The organism is Gloeocapsopsis sp. IPPAS B-1203 (genome assembly GCF_002749975.1).
Taxonomy (GTDB): Bacteria; Cyanobacteriota; Cyanobacteriia; order Cyanobacteriales; family Chroococcidiopsidaceae; genus Gloeocapsopsis.
On the sequence record NZ_PEIG01000005.1, the window covers coordinates 34,840 to 54,049 of the forward strand.

Below are 19,210 nucleotides of genomic sequence, written 5' to 3' on the forward strand. Positions count from 1 at the left end.
TAACCGTAACTCAACAAACATGCCACTGGATTGCATTCCCTAATGACGAAGAGTACGATAAAATTTTGGCGTCTAGACAAGCCAGCCTTTTACACAATAAGCTTTAGACGTAGTGAGGAATGTAAATAATGTCTGAGGCAGCACTGTTAGATTCTGTACTCGGTTTGCCAGTTCATCTCATGGATGACTATACTAGTTGGTTGCGATCGCGCCTCAAACAAGAAATTGGCACTCATGTGATCACGCTAAATGCAGAAATGACGATGCAAGCAGAGCAGCATAATGCTTTAGCTCAAGCAATTCGACAAGCCGAGTTAGTTATTCCTGATGGTGCTGGAATTGTCTTATATATGTTACTTCGTGGCAAACGCATCCAGCGGTGTCCAGGCATTGAGCTTGCAGAGCTACTGTTAGATAGTATCGGACAAACACCAACGTCTTATCCGGTGTTTTTCTATGGAGGTTCTCCAGGAGTAGCTGTCCAAGCCGCAGAAAATTGGCAACAGCGATCGCCACATCTGCAGATAGTTGGTACAGAGCATGGCTATTTATCAGCAACTGAAGTTGAAAAATTAAAGCAAACGTTGCAGGAAATTCAACCCAAACTGATTTTGGTAGGGCTTGGAGTGCCGCGTCAAGAATTATGGATTGCCCAAAATCGTCATTTATGTCCTCAAGCAACTTGGATTGGTGTGGGAGGTAGCTTTGACATTTGGGCGGGGGTGAAGTCTAGAGCGCCAGCTTGGTTAGGAAATAATCATTTGGAGTGGCTGTATCGCTTGTATCAGGAACCTTGGCGTTGGCGGCGGATGTCGGCTTTGCCTAAGTTTGCTGGCAAGGCTTTAGTTAGCCGATTAACACAGGTTTAGTATTGCACGCTCTCAAGTGAGTAGTAATAAACTATCATCTTCAGTTGAATAATCAGGCTGTGCTTGAGTTGCTAGTTACTAGTGACTGGACGCTAATCGCAATAACATCAAGTTTGGTTGATTCGTGGACATCCTGCGTAAATGCGCTAGCGAATGAATTTGCTATTTCTTGATAAGCAAAGTCCACCTCTGTGGACTTAATGCTAAAAGGTAGTTTTGAGTGTACGAAGGTACACTTTGCTTGGATAGCCTCAACTTCAGTCGTAGGCTATCTGTGATTCATGCTCACTACTAACCGCTAACAACCTCCACACTTTTTTGTAATGCACTTCTACCAAAAGAAAAACGCTGACCCTGATAGTCTTTTGCAGGGATGACATAGCAAACTAAGGCATATCTTTTACCCTTGTCTTGCTGATGCCATCCTTTATGTACTAACTGTTGATTGGATATAACCATCGTTCCTGCTTTACCAAACAGCGGAACAGCTTGTTTATCGTTATATAAAAGTTGAATATCTTCTTTATAATTGCGGCTATTTTTGGATGCATATAGTACTTGCTTGAGCCAACCATAGCAATAATTAATGAGTCTTCTGTAGGTATGGCGATGAGAGCCAGGAATCACAGTGTATGGTCCATCGCCATATTCGTTAACATCAGTGAGATAAATAAAGACTTTGTAAACTGTCTTAGTTACGCAATCAGTATGATAGCCCCGCTTTGAGATGGTATCGGGATTGTCAATCTTGATTGAGATATTTCGCAGCAAAACAGGTTCGCCAATGCGCGCTTCAAAGATATCTTCAATGACGTGTGAACTGAACAGTTGTGCAAGTTTATCGTCAATTTCTTGAGCATTCATGATCTGTTGAACGTCCAAATCTACATCATGAATATCTTTGCGACAAAGTAAATAGCAGTCTCCAGCAATAAGATAGCTGTGATTATTGATATAAGAATCTGCAACCTTGATTAAGCGATCGCACTCTTGTTTATCCAAAAACTCAGGAATAACTTCATAGCCTTGCTGGGTGAAATGATTCTGTGGTTGACATATATACTCTTGACGATCATTAATCATTCCAGTTATCTCTGGCTGAATGACCGACAATTCTCGCTGAAGACGTTGACTAAACTTCTTAAGGCGTCTGAGCATTGGACAAAGAGTTGGTTATTTTTTGTAACAGTATGCTAAATTTTATACTTATTATAAGTCTTTTTGCAATTGTAAACTCAGTATTATTGCTGAACCTAAGTCTGATGAAAAGCAGGAGGTTACTACTAGTATATCTTTTAAAGATTTAAAATATCAAAATTAGAAGTAACAGTTTCATTAGCTTTGTTTATTTATTTTACCGAATTACAGTTATCGGTACGCGCAAAGTTTTGCTTTGTTAAGAAATCTTGCACTAGCGAGTTATTTTTATCAGATATGTTGATTTAGTAAATTCCTAGTAACTAGGAAAGAAAATTCTTGTGCTGCGCTGTTATCAAGAGCTAGCAGGTGTTGAATAATACATTAATAGTTTGACTAGAAAGGCAGAATTTTCTTTGTAAGTGGTAGATTACAGCAAAAAGACAAAGTTCGCTGCAACAGCACGAAGTATTATAAAATTCATTAATTTACTTAGTTAAAGACAAGCCAATTATGACTTTAATGTCAGTTTGATGAAAAAGAGCTTAGTGGTTGAAATATACGCCAGTGTCTACTGGTTGGCAAGCAGCCAAGCTGTTGCTCGAATTCACGTTAATTGAATTGAATTATCAAAATAAGGTCAGAAATTTAGAGCAAAACTCTGAAAAAGTTTTACGAGTAGAGCAATACATAGTTACGTTGTTGCGGATAAGATACCCGTTGTAACAAATGGCGTCAAACCGCCGTGGAGCAGGACAAAGGAAAATGATGATTTGTTGTAATGACGATCTCAAATGGTATGTGTATACCGTTTAAGGAATAAAAATAAATAATTTGAAACGGCGATCGCAGGCAATAGTATCATATGTGGCGTTTTCTCTTCCTAGACAGCTCACCTTCAGCGGTACCAGATTTCAGTAAGTTTGGGTAGGATTTTTAATGGGACAATCATTAAAGATTAAAGCCAGAGAGTACCCCGAATATGCACCTGAGTGAAATCACCCATCCTAACCAGTTGCACGGCTTATCGATTCGCCAACTGCAGCAGATCGCCCGTCAAATTCGGGATAAGCATTTGCAAACCGTGGCGGCGAGTGGCGGACACCTGGGACCAGGGTTAGGTGTAGTGGAGTTAACATTAGCGCTTTACCAAACCTTAGACCTCGACCACGATAAAGTTATTTGGGATGTAGGGCACCAAGCCTATCCTCATAAACTGATTACTGGTCGCTATAGTCGCTTTCATACATTGCGGCAAAAAGACGGTGTAGCGGGCTATTTAAAGCGCTGTGAGAACAAGTTCGACCATTTTGGCGCGGGTCATGCTTCCACAAGTATATCTGCTGCCTTGGGCATGGCACTCGCGCGAGATTTAAAAGGCGAAAAATTTAAAGTTGTGGCAGTCATCGGTGACGGTGCCTTGACTGGTGGTATGGCGTTAGAAGCGATTAACCATGCCGGACACTTGCCGAAAACAAACCTACTTGTGGTGTTAAACGACAATGAAATGTCGATTTCTCCCAATGTAGGTGCAATTTCGCGCCATTTAAACAAAATGCGTTTAAGTCCGCCAGTACAGTTTTTGTCTGATAATTTAGAAGAACAAGTCAAACAAATTCCTTTTGTTGGTGATTCTTTAGAAACCGAACTTGAACGGTTTAAAGAGGGCATGAAGCGGTTAGCAGTACCAAAAGTAGGAGCTGTCTTTGAAGAATTAGGCATTACCTACATGGGACCTGTAGATGGGCACAACTTGGAAGAACTGATTGCGACCTTCAAGCAAGCCCATAAAATTGCAGGACCAGTACTCGTACACGTTGCTACTGTTAAAGGTAAAGGATATGCGATCGCCGAACAAGACCAAGTAGGCTATCACGCGCAGTCACCTTTTAACCTGACAACAGGTAAGGCAATTCCTTCGAGTAAACCTAAGCCTCCTGGATATTCCAAAGTTTTTGCCCACGCTTTGGTAAAACTCGCCGAAAACAATCCCAAAATTGTCGGCATTACAGCAGCAATGGCAACAGGTACAGGGCTAGACAAACTACAAGCAAAACTGCCCCACCAGTATATTGATGTTGGGATTGCAGAACAACACGCTGTGACTTTAGCCGCAGGCTTAGCTTGTGAGGGAATGCGTCCCGTTGTCGCGATCTACTCAACTTTCTTGCAACGTGGCTACGACCAAATTGTTCACGATGTGTGCATCCAAAACCTACCTGTATTTTTCTGCATGGATCGGGCGGGAATTGTTGGTGCAGATGGTCCAACCCATCAAGGAATGTATGATGTTGCTTATTTGCGTTGCTTACCCAATATGGTGTTGATGGCACCGAAAGACGAAGCCGAGTTGCAGCGGATGGTTGTCACAGGAGTGAACCACACCGATGGTCCAATTGCGATGCGTTATCCTCGCGGGAACGGCTATGGTGTTCCTTTGATGGAAGAAGGGTGGGAACCAGTCGAGATCGGCAAAGGCGAAACTCTACGTCATGGTGACGATGTGCTGCTGCTAGGATTTGGTTCAACGGTTTACCCAGCCATGCAAATCGCTGAAATTCTCAGCGAACATGGAATTCAAGCGACAGTCGTCAACGCTCGATTTGCCAAGCCGCTTGACACCGAATTGATTCTACCATTGGCACAACGCATTGGACGTGTTGTCACTTTAGAAGAAGGCTGTCTCATGGGTGGCTTTGGTTCGGCTGTAGCGGAGGCATTACTTGATGCCGATGTTGTTGTACCTGTCAAGCGTTTTGGCGTGCCAGATGTCTTGGTAGACCATGCTTCTCCGGAACAATCCAAAGCAGAATTGGGTTTAACCAGTCCCCAAATAGCACAAGAAGTGTTAAAAGCCTTTTTTAACAAAACACTTTCATCTGTAAGCTAAATCAGGTTTATGGGCGTACACTTGTGCGCCCGTACCCAAACTTCAAACGATCGCTTTCCATTCTTTCCCCTTGCCCCTGCGAGCCTCTAACTATGTCCCCTTGCCTCTCTCAGGTTTTTCCCGTTGTTTGGTATGAAAACTCAGTGTTGCTAATCGATCAAACTCGGCTACCTCACGAGTATGCATTCGTCGAGATTCACCGCTGCGAAGATATGGTACAGGCAATTAAAACCATGATTGTACGGGGTGCACCCGCAATTGGTGTTGCTGCTGCTTATGGCATGTATCTTGGGGCGCGTGAGATTTCAACTCAAAATCGCGAAGAATTTATACATCAGCTTGAGGAAGTTGCTGTGATGCTCCGCGCGACACGCCCTACAGCTGTTAACTTGTTTTGGGCGATCGCACGGATGTTAAAAACGGCATATGAAATGCTGGGATCAGTTGAACAAATTAAACAAGCTTTACTCCATACTGCGCAAACGATCAATGCTGAAGACTTGCAAACTTGTCAAGCAATTGGCGATCGCGGTTTAGAAGTTTTACCTTCGACTCCAGAAAAACTCAATCTTCTGACACACTGCAACGCGGGTGCTTTAGCAACAGCAGGCTATGGTACAGCTTTAGGGATAGTACGTTGTGCTTGGGCAAAAGGTAGACTAGCCAGAGTTTATGCTGATGAAACCCGTCCCCGTTTACAAGGCGCAAAATTAACTGCCTGGGAATGCGTTCAAGAAGGAATTCCTGTCACCTTAATTACTGATAGTATGGCAGCACACTGTATGCAACACGGCTTAATTCATGCGGTTGTTGTCGGTGCAGATCGCATTGCGGCAAATGGAGACACTGCCAATAAAATTGGTACATACAGTTTAGCCATTGTTGCTCAAGCGCATAATGTTCCTTTCTTTGTTGCGGCTCCCCTCTCAACGATTGATTTTTCCTTGACAAGTGGCAGTGAAATTCCGATTGAAGAACGCCACGCCAGTGAAGTTTATGCAATTGGTGAGACTATAATTACTCCCGAAGGAGTTGAGTTTTACAATCCTGCTTTTGATGTCACTCCCGCAGATTTAATCACTGCAATTATTACTGAACACGGTGCATTTGCGCCAAATCAGTTACAGGAGAAGTTGAAAGAAAAAAATCTAGTTTGAAGAATATGTAAGAGGCGATCGCCATGCCTGCAAATTCCTTAGATTCACAACTTACTATTACTTCTTGCAATCCACAACTACATAGCGCGTTTATCCGGTCATTAACTAGAGACAATTTTTATCTAACGATAAGTCGTACCATCGGCTGGGATGAGGAACTTCACCAACAAGAACCGCGTCCAGAAAGATACACAATGGTGTATTGTAACCATGACCTCATTGGTTTTTTCGCGATTCGAGAGGTAAGCGATTACCTATATATCCAAACTATTCAGCTTGTAGCATCATTTCGTGGTAGAGGATACGGCACAACCTTGCTACAACACATAGAAAACATCGCTAGGATGAAGAATCTACAACGCATCTACTTGAGCGTATTCAAAGACAATCCTGCTCAAAGACTATATCAAAGACTTGGTTACAAGCCAATAGCACAGGATGAATACCTCATCCGTATGGGAAAAATTATATCAAATCCGGTTGATTAGTGTTAATAAAAATGGTCAGTAAAGGTGAAGGGTTGTTGGTAACTAGCCACAACTAGCCACTAGCCACTAGCCACTAATAACAGCGTAACGATACCGATATTCTGGTTATTTAACCGGAGATGATATTACTAGAAGTAAACTAACACGGATATAAGCGATCGCCTGTATTTGAATCAAAGACGAATAGCTGTTCTAAATCAAGCCCTAGTGAAATGCGATCACCCAACTGCAAACGGATAACACCTGCCTGTTGAATATTGACTTGCACGCTCGAACTCGGTAAACCAGCACGAATTAAAGTTTCTCTGCCCAAAGGTTCTACAAGTTTGACTTCAACTGTTAAGGCTGCAATTTCTTTGTTTTGCGATTCATCAATAAACAAATCTTCTGGGCGAATCCCTAAATCAACAATTTGTCCTTCAGCTAAATGTAATGCGTCTCTTACACGCGCCGGACAAGGAATAATCTGACTCTCTACCAAAAAGTTGCCATTTTTGTACTTTGCAGGCAAAATATTCATTGGCGGATTGCCTAAGAAAGTTGCCACCATCCGGTTAGCAGGTTTGGCGTAAACGCTTTGTGGCTCTCCAATTTGTTGAATTCTTCCCTGATTAAGGATAACGATACGATCTGCTAAAGTCATCGCTTCAACTTGATCGTGAGTGACATAAATTGTCGTAATGCCTAAATTGTGATGCAACTGTTTTAACTCCGCACGAGTATCGTCACGTAGCTGCGCGTCTAAGTTTGATAAAGGTTCATCTAATAAAAATACTTGTGCTTCGCGGGCGATCGCTCTTCCCAATGCGACGCGTTGTTGCTGTCCCCCAGATAATTGCTTGGGTTTGCGTTCTAAAAGATGTTCGAGTGATAGCGATCGCGCAACTGTTTCTACTCTTTGTTGAATCACTTTTGAGTCAACTTTTCGCATCTGTAACCCAAACGCAATGTTTTCGGCAACACTCATGTGTGGATAAAGTGCATAATTTTGAAAAACCATCGCAACATCCCGCTGTCGCGCTGGAATGTTATTCACAAGAAGATCCCCGATGTATAGGTTTCCACTTGTTGCTGTTTCTAACCCTGCGATCGTTCTCAGAATTGTTGATTTACCACAACCTGATGGTCCAACAAGAACCCAAAATTGTCCATCAGGAATTTCAAAAGTAATATTTTCTACCGCAGTTACATTGTTGAACTTGCGTTTAATATTCTCTAGACGAACTTTAGCCATTGCACGATTCCTGGCATCTTTGATTTAAGAATGAAACAACATAACCTGCTGATAATCAGGGAACTTTACAAAAAGTCTGATATTCTACATACAAAATACTTCTTTTGTTGTTTCCAATACATTACTTTGGTGACTAAACTACTAGAAATATCATTATGTTAAACTCCTACTTGTCAGAATCATAGCCGCAAATCAGTTCTTATTAGTAAATTCAATTTTTAGAAATGCTTCCCCTGAAATCGGCTATTGATGTATTTGAACCACCATCTAGCTTTTGGCAGCATTCTCATTTAATGAAATATTTTTTATCGGAAAAAGTCATACTTTTTCTAGCTGTCACTCTAAAAACAGCCAAATAATTTTTGGTAAAAACATATGCAAGAGATAGATTTTGATCGTACTTTCGACGTCTCAGTTGGTTTTAGTTTGTGTATGTACTTGCTGATGTTTACTGTGGCGTATTACTCCTGGTTAGTCTAGAGATACTGATACACTTTGGCACTCAATTTTTAAGCTGCACAGTATATCCCATAGTAACTTTGCCAGCACAACTTCCAGCAATGCTATTTATAATACTTTGCTTTAAATATTTGTATATTATAATACGTTGCAGCTCATATTAAACGATGATATATTGTCTGTAATTAAAAAAATGTTAAAAATAGCTATGAATAGGGTGTTTCAAGAAGTTGTTATGCCTTAGCCTCCAACCAAAGCTGCATGATGTTAACGAAAGTATTTGCTTAATTTTTTATGTAACTGCGACTTATAACAGAGAATGTAGTGTCAACAAAAAATGTTATTGTAGTGCTCACTTCTACTTACCTAGTCTGAATGGCGACTATATCTGCCATACACTTACTCATACTGCTGCAGATCTTATAAGTAATGAACTCTAAAATTTCGCTATCATTCCGCAATTTGTTAAGTGCTACAAAAATTTGGCAAGAGAACTACTTTCTAATTAGAGAATTTCGTAATTTTCGGGGTATTGCAATTCTAGCTATTGTCTTTACTATAATTGCTGCCATATTTGAAGGTATTGGAGTAGGATTTATTCTTTCATTTCTCCAAAATTTAACAAATCCAGATGCCCAACCAATTCGTACTGGAATCGAGTGGTTTGACATTTGGGTTTTGGGAGTGAATGCTCCAGCATCTGAACGAATTTATCGAGTATGTACCTTAATATTATTAACAACTTTAGTGCGATCGCTCTTTACTTATTTAGGTCGCCTTTACACGCAAATTACACAATTTAAATTAGTTTATTTTCTACGAAAGCGAGTATTTGAATTATTTCAATCGTTAAGCTTGCGGTACTTTGCTAAGACAAGAGCAGGAGGATTAGTACACAGCATTACCACTGAGATCATGCAGATCATGCAGGCGTTTAATTTTGTCTCAGTCATTCTGACAAAATTTACTATATTATTCGTCTACATTATTTCTATGCTCTTGTTGTCTTGGCAACTGACAATTGTTTCTATCTTGCTCTTTAGTTTAATATCAGTAGGAATTTCATCGCTCTTAGGGCGCGTACGAGAAGCAAGTTTTGAAAAAACAAGAGCCGCAAAGTGGTATACGACAATTTCACTTGAATATATTCATGGAGTTCGTACTGTTCAAGCTTTCGCAGCATACAACTTTGAAAGAAAAAGATTTGACGAGGCTAATTCTAACTTTCTCAAAGCCACTACTAAAGCTGTCTCAATCTCATCACTCATTGAACCACTTTCAGAAGGAGTGGCAACAGCAATTTTAGTGGGAATGCTGCTGCTAGCATTTACAGTTTTAATTCCTAACGGACAATTACAAGTCTCCTCACTACTAACCTTTCTGTTTGTTTTACTCCGAATTATGCCTTTGCGGCGCCAAATTGATGGTGCAAGAGTACAGTTAAGCAATTGTCAAGGCTCATTCAGCAATATTCAAGAATTACTTCGCGTAGATAATAAGCCCTTATTTTATAACGGCAACAAAAAATTTATTGGCTTGAAGCAAAAAATTGAGTTTGTTGGAGTAAATTTTGGTTATGACTCAGAGGAAATTGTCTTACACAACATTAATTTAACGATTGAAAAAGGCAAGATGACAGCATTAGTAGGAGCATCAGGTGCTGGCAAAAGTACTTTAGCCGATCTGATTCCTCGATTTTACGATCCTACTCGCGGTAAGGTGTTAATTGATGGTGTCGATCTACGCGAATTTAATATTTACTCATTTCGTAATAAACTAGCTGTTGTCAGTCAAGACACTTATATCTTTAATACTTCTGTGCGGGACAATATTGCTTATGCATTAGAAGATGTAGATGATGCAGTAGTTATTGAAGCAGCAAAACTTGCGAATGCGTTGGAGTTTATTCAGGATCTACCACAAGGATTTGATACGCAGTTAGGCGATCGCGGAGTCCGTTTATCAGGAGGACAACGTCAGCGAATTGCGATCGCCCGTGCCCTGCTGCGGAACCCAGAAATTTTAATCCTCGATGAAGCAACAAGTGCCTTAGACTCGGTATCAGAGCGCTTAATTCAACAGTCGTTAGAGAAGTTAGCTGTGGGCAGAACAGTAATTGCGATCGCACATCGCCTATCAACAATTGTTCGTGCTGACAAAGTTGTTGTTCTACAGCAAGGTCGCATCATTGAACAGGGAGGATATCAAGAATTACTCGAGCAACGTGGCGAACTTTGGAAGTATCATCAAATGCAGCATGAATACAGTCAAGCAGGATAACATCATCCTCGCTGCTTAACCTATCAGCACTACTATTTAGGCTCCTATCACTATTCACGACAAAAGAGCAACGAATCCAATGAGTCTTCATGGGAACCATCCAATAGAACATAATCTCGGTTCATCCAAAGTTTCTATTGTCATCCCTACAAAAAATCGCTACTTACTATTATTAGAAACAATCAAATCTGTTCGCGAACAAACCTACGAAAACTGGGAAGTTCTTGTCGTTGACGATGGCTCAACAGACGAGACAGAAACAAAAATGTTGGCATTGTCACAAGCAGATCCGCGTATTCGTTTCATCAAACGTACTCAAGGTAATGCTGGTGCTCCTGCGTCTCGTAATCAAGGAGTTGCTCAGGCGAGTGGTAACTATATCATTTTTCTTGATTCAGATGATTGTTTAGCACCACACTGTTTAGAAAAACGTGTTGCAACTATGCGCGATCGCCCTGATTTAGACTTTGGGGTTTTTCCTTGTCAAGTGTTCTGCGAACTACCAGGAGATGAAGCGTTGCTTTGGAATCGCGAAACCCAAGAGCAAGAAAACGATCTCGATCGATTTTTATCCTTGGATGTTCCTTGGCAAACAACTAGTCCTATTTGGAGAAAAGCGGCACTGCAAAGATTAGGATCGTGGGATGAAAGTTTGATTATTTGGCAAGACTGGGAATTTCATGTCCGAGCATTAATCAAAGGATTAAAGTATGAAAGGTTTTCTCAACCTGATTGCTTTTGGCGAATGCCTGTAAAACATAGAGATTCTATTGGTAAAAAAGGAATTACAGCCGAATATCTGCTTTCTAACGAACAACTCATTGCAGACGTCTATACCATGCTTGCTAAAGCACAATTGCTCAATGAGCATCGCCGCTATCTAATCGCAGGACTTTATTTCTGGTTGGCAACGCAATGGTCAACATATGTCAAATCTACTGATGAAGCTGTCAGAATTTGGTCAATTTGTCGAGACAAAAATTTAGTCAATACGATGGAATACTGGGAAGGTCTAATCTATTTTAAAGTTAGAAGAACTCGTTATATCAGACGCTTAGCAAGAGAATATCTTAGTATTCGTTGGTCTACAGAATTAATGCGGCAAAGGCATTCTATTACATTACAAAATACACCTATGTCTACTCAATTAGCCCAATCTTGAGTAAAAGCTGATTTCTATTGCCTAATTACCAAATTCTACTACGTTTCACAATCAATTTAAACTGAAGAACTTTAAATATTCAAGTTTATTCTACTTTTTGACTTAGTAATATAGCAATGGTCAATTAGGTTGAAACATTATAGAAGATCAAAAGCATTAATCCAACTCAATTTAATTCTGAACCGTAAGTCTGCAAAGCATCCTCTAAATTCTAAATCTTGCTAAATATGAAAATTCTGATTACCATTTCCCACTTAATGACCGGAGGTGCGCAAACTTTTGTTATTAGGTTGGCAAGTGCTTTAGCAAAGCATCATACTGTATATGTTTATAACTGTAATTTTTTTCCAATTGCTGACAATACTTTAGTTGATAGATTTCCTGATAATGTCAGAGTAATATCTTTCTTTCCTCCTTCCTCACCGAATTTACTAAATCAAGCTTTGACAAAATTAGAGCGTTTAACAGCGAAAGTAGGTAAAAAAGTAAAAATTAGAGAAGAATTAAGAAAGCTGTATTTTCAATTTATTCTTAAACAAATAAAAGTAGATTTAATCAATAGTCATTTATATCATGCAGATAAGTTTGTTGTAGAGAATATACAAGTATCAACTCCAGTTGTTGTGACAGATCACGGTGACTATAAATACGTGATCGAGCAACAACTCAGCGATCGCAGTAGTACTCAAAAAATCTTCAATAGAATTAATGGAATTGTTGTTCTATCGGAAGATAATGCTACAGCAATAGCACCATATGTGACGAGTAATCTGCCTATAAAAAAGATTTATAACGGTGTGGCGATACCTCAACCACAAAATACGATCTCTGGGCGAGAGAAACTAAAGATACCAAAAGATGCTCTCGTATTTGGTATGGTTGCTAGAGGAATTCAGGAAAAAGGTTGGGCAGAGTTAATTCAAGCATTTCAGCAGGTGCTACACGCACCTCAACGAGAAGCTCATTTAATTTTGGTTGGTGATAGCGAATATCTCAGAAATCTCAAAGCATCGCTTAATGACATGGCTGATAAAATACACTTTGTTGGCTACTCTGCTGATCCTAATTACTGGATAGAATGTTTTGATGTTGGAGTTTTGCCGACATATTTTGACGGTGAAAGTCTTCCTTATTCGATTATTGAGTATTTATCTTTCGGCAAACCAGCGATCGCAACTGAGATTGGAGGAATCCCTGAAATGATGACACATAACGCTCAAACTGCGGGTTTTACTATTAAAACTCAAGCAGGTAAAGCAGATGTGTCTTCCATCGCTCATGCCATGCTGCAATATATAAACAATCCCGCTCTACTCAATCAGCATTCTCAAATTGCACAACAAGCTTTTGAGAAGTTTAATATAGAAAATTGTGTTAAAAGTTATGAATTATTTTTTCAACAAGTATTAGTTCATCATAAGACTTCACCTGATCAAAAATGAATGTATTACATATTAATCAATCTGATCTTAGTGGGGGAGCCGCAATTGCAGGCTACAGACTGCACCAAGGTTTACTTGCTCAAGGAGTAGATTCACACCTGTTAGTGGGGAATGCTCAAAGTAACAGCGATCGCGTAACGACAACTCCGGCTAAAAAGACATATATCGAAAGGCAGTTATATCTTCGTTTAACTAAGCCTTTGGGACTAAATTACTTGCATTTTTTGAATACATTTAATATTCCTAAAAAGAGTGTATACAAAAATGCTGATATTCTTAACTTCCATAACTTGCATACAGGATATTTTAACTACTTAGCAGTATCATCTTTAACAAAGGATAAACCTGCTGTGTTTACACTCCATGATATGTGGAGTTTTACAGGACATTGTACATATAGTTACGACTGCGATCGCTGGAAAACTGGCTGCGGAAAATGCCCTTATCCTGATGTTTATCCACAAATTGAAAAAGATAACACTCGCTTAGAATGGAGATTAAAAAATTGGATTTATAGTCAGTCAAATTTAACTGTAGCTACTCCTAGCCGATGGCTATACGAGCAAGCTAAGCAAAGTATCCTCAATCGCTTTCCAATTCACCATATCCCTTATGGCATTGATACCCAAGCTTATCAACCTCTCGATCCAGAACAGTGCAGAGCGCACTTAGGTATACCAAGAGGTAAAAAAGTCCTCATGTTTGGTGCTGATAGCCTTACAGAACGTCGTAAGGGAGGAGATTTACTAGCACAAGCATTACAAAACTTACCGAGTGGATTGAAAGCAGAAACTATGCTGTTAATCTTTGGTAATAGTGGTGCAGCAATTGCTCAAACTGTAGGAATGACAACAATCGATTTGGGTTATCTTACCAGTGACGAATCAAAAACAATCGCTTATTCTGCTGCTGATTTGTTTGTTTTTCCTACACGAGCAGATAATTTACCCCTAACGTTACAAGAGAGTATCGCTTGTGGTACGCCGATGATTTCTTGCAAAATTGGTGGTGTTCCTGACTTGGTACGCCCAGGTATAACAGGTTACTTAGCCAAGCCAGAGAATGCCCAAGATCTCTGTGATGGTATTGTATACCTGCTAGAGGAGCAAAATCTGCGCGAACAAATGCGGCATAATTGTCGGGCGATCGCACTTTCTGAATACCCTCTAGAATTACAAGCAAAACGCTATCTTGAACTTTATAATCAATTGGTTAAAAATACATAAATTTTATTCATAGAAATGTTAAAAAACAGTCGTGGAAAAAAACTTTTTTTAGAGCTAAATTCAGATTACAGACAAGCAATTTTTCTAGCAGGAACTGGTAGAAGTGGCACAACCTGGGTTTCTTCTATTATCAACTATAATAATGATTATCGAGATATATTTGAGCCTTTTCATCCCTACAAAGTAGAGCTAGTTGAGCATTTTAGATATCGACAATATTTAAGAATAGATAACCAACACCAAGAGTTTCTTCAACCGACAAAAGCTATATTATCTGGAAAAATAAAAAATCAGTGGACGGATCAGTTTAATAAAAAAGTGTTTTGTCAAAAACGAATGATTAAAGATATTAGAGCAAATTTTTTATTGAAATGGCTAAACCACAATTTTCCAGAGGTTCCCATCATCTTATTGTTTAGGCATCCATGTGCTGTTGTCAACTCTAAACTTCACCTGGGCTGGGGTAATCATTTAGATGAACTGTTAGCACAACCAGAATTAGTCGAAGACTTTTTACAGCCATTTAAACAAGAGATTATAGCAGCTAAAACCGATTTTGAAAAGCAGATATTTCTCTGGTGCTTAGAAAATTATGTTCCTTTAAAACAGTTTGCTCCACAAGAGATTCATCTAGCTTTTTACGAAAATTTTTGTAAAGAGCCTAAAGCAGAAATTGAACGTTTATTTACATTTTTAGGCAAAAAATTTGATGACACAGTCTTTGCAATTCTTAATAAGCCTTCTGCGACAAGCCGGCAAGAAAGTGCGATTATTACTACAGGTAATGTAGTTGATAGTTGGAAAAAACACATTACACATGAGCAACTAGAAAGGGCAATAGAGATTCTGAGTCTCTTTGGACTGGACACACTATATTCGCAAGATCCTCTGCCAAATATCAGTGGTGCATATACTTTAATGAAAAACTAAGAAAGTCGGATTGCAAGTAAATAATATTTAGCCCTACCCGTCATTCAAAATCCTGAAATTACACAACGAGGAAGGCTAGACTTAATATCATGCACTAATAACTGAATTTAGCAGTAGGATAATGTTTTTCCGGAAAAGCGCTAATAACTTCTGTAGAAATAACAAGTAACTTATTGCATCGGCTTTTGTCTACCTACTACAAGAAGATTATCTTCGTTTCATGATTAAGTTCTGTTAAAAAGAAAGTCCAACTTGCGAAGGAATAATTGTATATAACTAATCAGCTATGCTTTAAGTAACGCTGGATAATGCCCCCACTTCAATCTAATGATTAATAAATTATCATCATTATGTAGTTTGTTATTACAAGTTCCACTGGCTAGTTTCCTCCTAGGAATGGGCATTTTTACGAGTGAAGTTATGCCAGGGTTAATGCCTTCTGCGATCGCCGCCTCACCAGGCAGAAATAACATCAATATTTCTGGTAAAGATACGTTTCCAGCCTTACGAGGAAAACTACCACAGCAAGACGGCGTATACTTATACGGCAGAGCACCACAACCGCAGCAAATTGGGCAAGAATACATGGTGTTTGAATTGCATCAAGGTAAAGTAATTGGGGCATTTTACTTACCTTATTCAGAGTTTAGTTGTTTTTCTGGCAATATCAGCTCAGGTGAACTCGCTTTAATGGTTGCTAATGCGCCCTCTGCTGGCGAAGATACAGAAGCGCAACCGCAGCAAATTGCTACTGCGGGTGATAAACCAAGAATTGGAGAAGAATTTAATGCGATCGCTTATCCTTACGCTGTTGCCTTGCAAGAATATTATCAACTGCCTGAAGTGAGTACTGGCGATCTCCAGATCCTCCAAACTTGTCAACATCAATATTCCGAATAACTATCACAAATACAAAGCTAATATTAAAACTCAATACCTGGTTGGGCTTTGACTCCTTGTTCGCGAAAAGGATGCTTGACTAGTGTCATTTCAGTTACCAAGTCAGCACGTTCTATTAATGCTGTAGGTGCGCCTCTCCCTGTCAAAATTATGTGGGAATCACTTGGCTTTTGCTCTAGCCCTGCTAGCACTGTATCAACACTCAAAAAACCTAATTTGAGGGCAACATTCACTTCATCTAACAGTACTAACCTAAACTCAGGATTACAAATGCAGTTTAATGCAGTTTCCCATGCTTCATTAGCTTTTTGGATATCACGTTCGCGGTTTTGAGTTTCCCAAGTAAAGCCTTCACCCATCGCATAAAATTTTAGCTGATTTGCCCACTGACTGAGAACTGCTTTCTCTGCAGGTTCCCACGCTCCTTTAATAAATTGGATAATTGCTACTTTATAGCCATGACCAAGCGATCGCAACACCATTCCTAGTGCTGCTGTTGTTTTTCCTTTACCGTTACCAGTATTAACAATAATTAAGCCTTTTTCCTGTGATGCTTGGGCTACCCGTTTTTCTTGCACTTCTTTACGCCGCTGCATCTTACGCTGATATTGTTCTTCCGTTAGTGATGAAGCCGTTGCTTCTTGATTCAAGCGTTCCGCTTCTATGTCTGGGTTTGAGCTTTTAGACGTATTATGTATCATCTACTTTTTCTAGTATGGGTTGTATTATCTAATCAGATTATTTATGTTGAGAGTTTTAGTTAAATCGCTAACTAACCATAACAGCATAAAAAGCAAACACCAAAAAATTAAAAATAAATTATGGTAAGTGTAGTAACATCTAAAAATATTAGCAATATCTTACTTTTTTTACCTTTATTTAAGGATATTAACAATAAACTATATCAACTAAATATCGATCAAAGTCTACTAGATCCTTATGAATACTCTAGCGATTTTGAAAGATTTGTTGCAACCTTATATGAAGAAAATTTTATTGTTACTTTTGATTGGGCAGCTTGGCAAGATGAAGCCAATAGTTATATTGATAGTTCTAAATTAATAAACTCTGCTTCAATTGTGACTTTGCAGAAATTACTAACAACTCATGTGCGCAAGAAGCGTTTTTGGAGCGGTCACTTAGCAGGGCTAATTAGGAATGGATATTTTTTAGTAATATTAGAAAGGCTGAAAAATATGGAAACGCAGAACAAAACATTAAACATAAGTCAGCGCATCAGCGTCATTATCGGAGATATTACGCAACAAAATGTCGATGCAATTGTGAACGCTGCTAACAACTCGCTGTTGGGTGGAGGTGGTGTGGATGGAGCAATTCATCGTGCAGCAGGAACTCGGTTACTAGAGGAATGTCGCCAACTCAAAGGTTGTGCTACTGGAGAAGCAAAAATCACGGAAGGCTACAATCTTCCAGCCAAGTGGGTTATTCATACTGTAGGTCCAGTATGGCATGGTGGTCGTCAAGGCGAAGATGAGCTACTCGCTCGATGTTACCGTAGCAGTTTGGCGCTAGTAGAACAATATCAAATTCAGACAATTGCTTTTCCAGCAATTAGTACTGGTGCTTATGGATTTCCTATTGATAGAGCAGCACAAATAGCTGTGACTGAAATTCAGCATTTTCTCAACGAGAATAATACTATCGAACACGTGATTTTGCTTTGCTTTAGTCAAAGTGCAGGCGATCGCTACCTCAGAGCATTAAAACAAATTGCCAAAACCTAGCTACATTAGATCGGGGCGATCTATCAATGGGAGTGAAATCATGGCAATACCTAGCAAAAAAATTGCACCAGTACCCATACCATCAGATATTGGTGTCGTGGACTTAATTGATAACTACTTTACTGCATACAACTCAGCACGGCTACGAGAAATTTGTCAACTACTTAGCCGCGAAGTGCTACAAGAAGGCGTGACAGTAGGCTTAAGTGTATCTGGCGCGATGACTCCAGCGGGATTTGGAGTTTCTGCGCTTGCACCATTAATGCGTCATGGCTTTGTAGATTGGATTATTAGTACTGGCGCTAATCTCTACCACGATCTGCACTACGGCTTAGGAATGAAGTTGTATAGTAGCAGCCCCTTCTTAGATGATGTCAAACTCCGCGAACAAGGCACAATCCGGATTTATGACATTATTTTTGATTATGACGTGCTGTTAGGAACAGACGATTTCATCCGTAAAATTATTCAAGCCGAACCGTTTCAGAAACGCATGGGAACGGCTGAGTTTCATAACTTGCTAGGTAAGTACGTCCGAGAAGTTGAAAAACAAGTTGGTGTCGAGCATTCTTGCTTGCTAGCAACAGCCTATGAATGCGGTGTTCCTATTTATACTTCCTCTCCTGGCGACAGTTCGATTGGCATGAACGTAGCAGCAATGTCTTTGTCGGGGTCAAATATGATTATCGATCCTGCAATTGATGTCAATGAAACTGCGGCGATCGCCTACTGTGCCCGTGAGTCTGGAGATGCTGGTGTCGAAGGGAAAAGTGCTGCGGTCATTATTGGTGGTGGTAGCCCAAAAAACTTTTTATTGCAAACACAACCGCAACTGCACGAAGTTTTAGGCTTAGAAGAACGCGGTCACGACTACTTTGTGCAAGTTACCGACGCGCGACCTGATACTGGCGGGCTTTCTGGCGCAACTCCGAGTGAAGCTGTCAGCTGGGGTAAAGTAGACCCTGAAGAGTTACCCAGTACAGTTGTTTGCTATACCGACAGTACGATCGCATTACCCATCATCACAGCTTATGTCATTAACCAGTGTAAACCTCGTTCATTAAAACGCTTATACGACCGCCGCGAGGAAATGTATAGTAAGTTGCAGCAAGACTATAGCAGAGGTCAGAAGTCAGGGATTTTAGGGTAGAGGGTAGAGGGTAGACTCAGAGAGTTATGAGTGTTGAGTTATGAGTTATGAGTTAAGAAAACTCAAAGTTCAAATTTCTTTTTTTAATTCAAAACTCAACACTCAAAATTCAAAACTCTATTACCCACACCCTTCACGACA

The 19,210-nt window shown here is 39.8% G+C and carries 15 protein-coding genes and 1 pseudogene; 13 read left to right on the forward strand and 3 right to left on the reverse strand.

Annotated elements, in window-relative coordinates; all coding sequences use genetic code 11:
• Window positions 1-128: 128 nt before the first annotated feature.
• Window positions 129-869, forward strand: coding sequence for a WecB/TagA/CpsF family glycosyltransferase (locus CSQ79_RS10080; RefSeq protein WP_099701059.1), 741 nt, complete (start codon window positions 129-131; stop codon window positions 867-869).
• Window positions 870-1,160: 291 nt separating this feature from the next.
• Here the strand turns inward: CSQ79_RS10080 and CSQ79_RS10085 are convergent, their stop codons facing one another.
• Window positions 1,161-2,027 carry a phytanoyl-CoA dioxygenase family protein gene (locus CSQ79_RS10085; protein WP_099701060.1) on the reverse strand — a complete coding sequence of 289 codons (867 nt, stop codon included), beginning with the start codon at window positions 2,025-2,027 and terminating at the stop codon, window positions 1,161-1,163.
• A 961-nt stretch (window positions 2,028-2,988) separates the two neighbouring features.
• On the opposite strand from CSQ79_RS10085, the gene dxs reads away from it, so the two are divergent.
• The 3 genes from dxs to CSQ79_RS10100 all read left to right on the forward strand — a co-directional run bounded on the left by dxs (window position 2,989) and on the right by CSQ79_RS10100 (window position 6,541).
• A complete protein-coding gene (gene dxs / locus CSQ79_RS10090; protein ID WP_099701061.1) occupies window positions 2,989-4,896 on the forward strand; it encodes a 1-deoxy-D-xylulose-5-phosphate synthase in 1,908 nt (635 codons plus the stop codon).
• A 92-nt stretch (window positions 4,897-4,988) separates the two neighbouring features.
• Window positions 4,989-6,053, forward strand: coding sequence for an S-methyl-5-thioribose-1-phosphate isomerase (gene mtnA, locus CSQ79_RS10095; RefSeq protein WP_099701062.1), 1,065 nt, complete (start codon window positions 4,989-4,991; stop codon window positions 6,051-6,053).
• Window positions 6,054-6,076: 23 nt separating this feature from the next.
• A complete protein-coding gene (locus CSQ79_RS10100) occupies window positions 6,077-6,541 on the forward strand; it encodes a GNAT family N-acetyltransferase (RefSeq protein WP_099701063.1) in 465 nt (154 codons plus the stop codon).
• Between the two features lie 139 nt (window positions 6,542-6,680).
• Here the strand turns inward: CSQ79_RS10100 and CSQ79_RS10105 are convergent, their stop codons facing one another.
• Window positions 6,681-7,775 carry an ABC transporter ATP-binding protein gene (locus CSQ79_RS10105; protein WP_099701064.1) on the reverse strand — a complete coding sequence of 365 codons (1,095 nt, stop codon included), beginning with the start codon at window positions 7,773-7,775 and terminating at the stop codon, window positions 6,681-6,683.
• Window positions 7,776-8,663: 888 nt separating this feature from the next.
• On the opposite strand from CSQ79_RS10105, the gene hepA reads away from it, so the two are divergent.
• The 6 genes from hepA to CSQ79_RS10135 all read left to right on the forward strand — a co-directional run bounded on the left by hepA (window position 8,664) and on the right by CSQ79_RS10135 (window position 16,174).
• The gene (gene hepA, locus CSQ79_RS10110) at window positions 8,664-10,514 is read left to right on the forward strand and encodes a heterocyst formation ABC transporter subunit HepA (RefSeq protein WP_099701065.1); all 1,851 of its coding nucleotides are present in this window, start codon (window positions 8,664-8,666) and stop codon (window positions 10,512-10,514) included.
• A gap of 79 nt (window positions 10,515-10,593) precedes the next feature.
• Window positions 10,594-11,676: a glycosyltransferase family 2 protein gene (locus CSQ79_RS10115; protein ID WP_099701066.1), complete on the forward strand. Its 1,083-nt coding sequence runs from the start codon at window positions 10,594-10,596 to the stop codon at window positions 11,674-11,676.
• A 227-nt stretch (window positions 11,677-11,903) separates the two neighbouring features.
• On the forward strand, window positions 11,904-13,118 hold the full coding sequence (locus tag CSQ79_RS10120) for a glycosyltransferase family 4 protein (RefSeq protein WP_099701067.1): 1,215 nt from the start codon (window positions 11,904-11,906) through the stop codon (window positions 13,116-13,118).
• On the forward strand, window positions 13,115-14,344 hold the full coding sequence (locus CSQ79_RS10125) for a glycosyltransferase family 4 protein (protein ID WP_099701068.1): 1,230 nt from the start codon (window positions 13,115-13,117) through the stop codon (window positions 14,342-14,344). The genes CSQ79_RS10120 and CSQ79_RS10125 overlap by 4 nt, the downstream gene beginning before the upstream one ends.
• 15 nt (window positions 14,345-14,359) lie before the next feature.
• Complete coding sequence (locus tag CSQ79_RS10130; RefSeq protein WP_099701069.1) at window positions 14,360-15,274, forward strand: sulfotransferase domain-containing protein; 915 nt, start codon at window positions 14,360-14,362, stop codon at window positions 15,272-15,274.
• A gap of 327 nt (window positions 15,275-15,601) precedes the next feature.
• Window positions 15,602-16,174: a hypothetical protein gene (locus tag CSQ79_RS10135; protein ID WP_099701070.1), complete on the forward strand. Its 573-nt coding sequence runs from the start codon at window positions 15,602-15,604 to the stop codon at window positions 16,172-16,174.
• A 23-nt stretch (window positions 16,175-16,197) separates the two neighbouring features.
• Here the strand turns inward: CSQ79_RS10135 and cobO are convergent, their stop codons facing one another.
• Window positions 16,198-16,875 carry a cob(I)yrinic acid a,c-diamide adenosyltransferase gene (cobO, locus tag CSQ79_RS10140; RefSeq protein WP_099701071.1) on the reverse strand — a complete coding sequence of 226 codons (678 nt, stop codon included), beginning with the start codon at window positions 16,873-16,875 and terminating at the stop codon, window positions 16,198-16,200.
• A gap of 120 nt (window positions 16,876-16,995) precedes the next feature.
• Here cobO and CSQ79_RS28860 point away from each other — a divergent pair.
• The 3 genes and pseudogenes from CSQ79_RS28860 to CSQ79_RS10150 all read left to right on the forward strand — a co-directional run.
• Window positions 16,996-17,364, forward strand: a pseudogene (locus tag CSQ79_RS28860) (DUF6508 domain-containing protein); the annotation flags it as partial.
• Between the two features lie 6 nt (window positions 17,365-17,370).
• Window positions 17,371-17,919 (forward strand): O-acetyl-ADP-ribose deacetylase, encoded by a 549-nt coding sequence (locus CSQ79_RS28865; RefSeq protein WP_502693923.1) that lies wholly within the window; start codon window positions 17,371-17,373, stop codon window positions 17,917-17,919.
• A 40-nt stretch (window positions 17,920-17,959) separates the two neighbouring features.
• A complete protein-coding gene (locus tag CSQ79_RS10150; RefSeq protein WP_099701072.1) occupies window positions 17,960-19,069 on the forward strand; it encodes a homospermidine biosynthesis protein in 1,110 nt (369 codons plus the stop codon).
• Window positions 19,070-19,210: the final 141 nt, after the last annotated feature.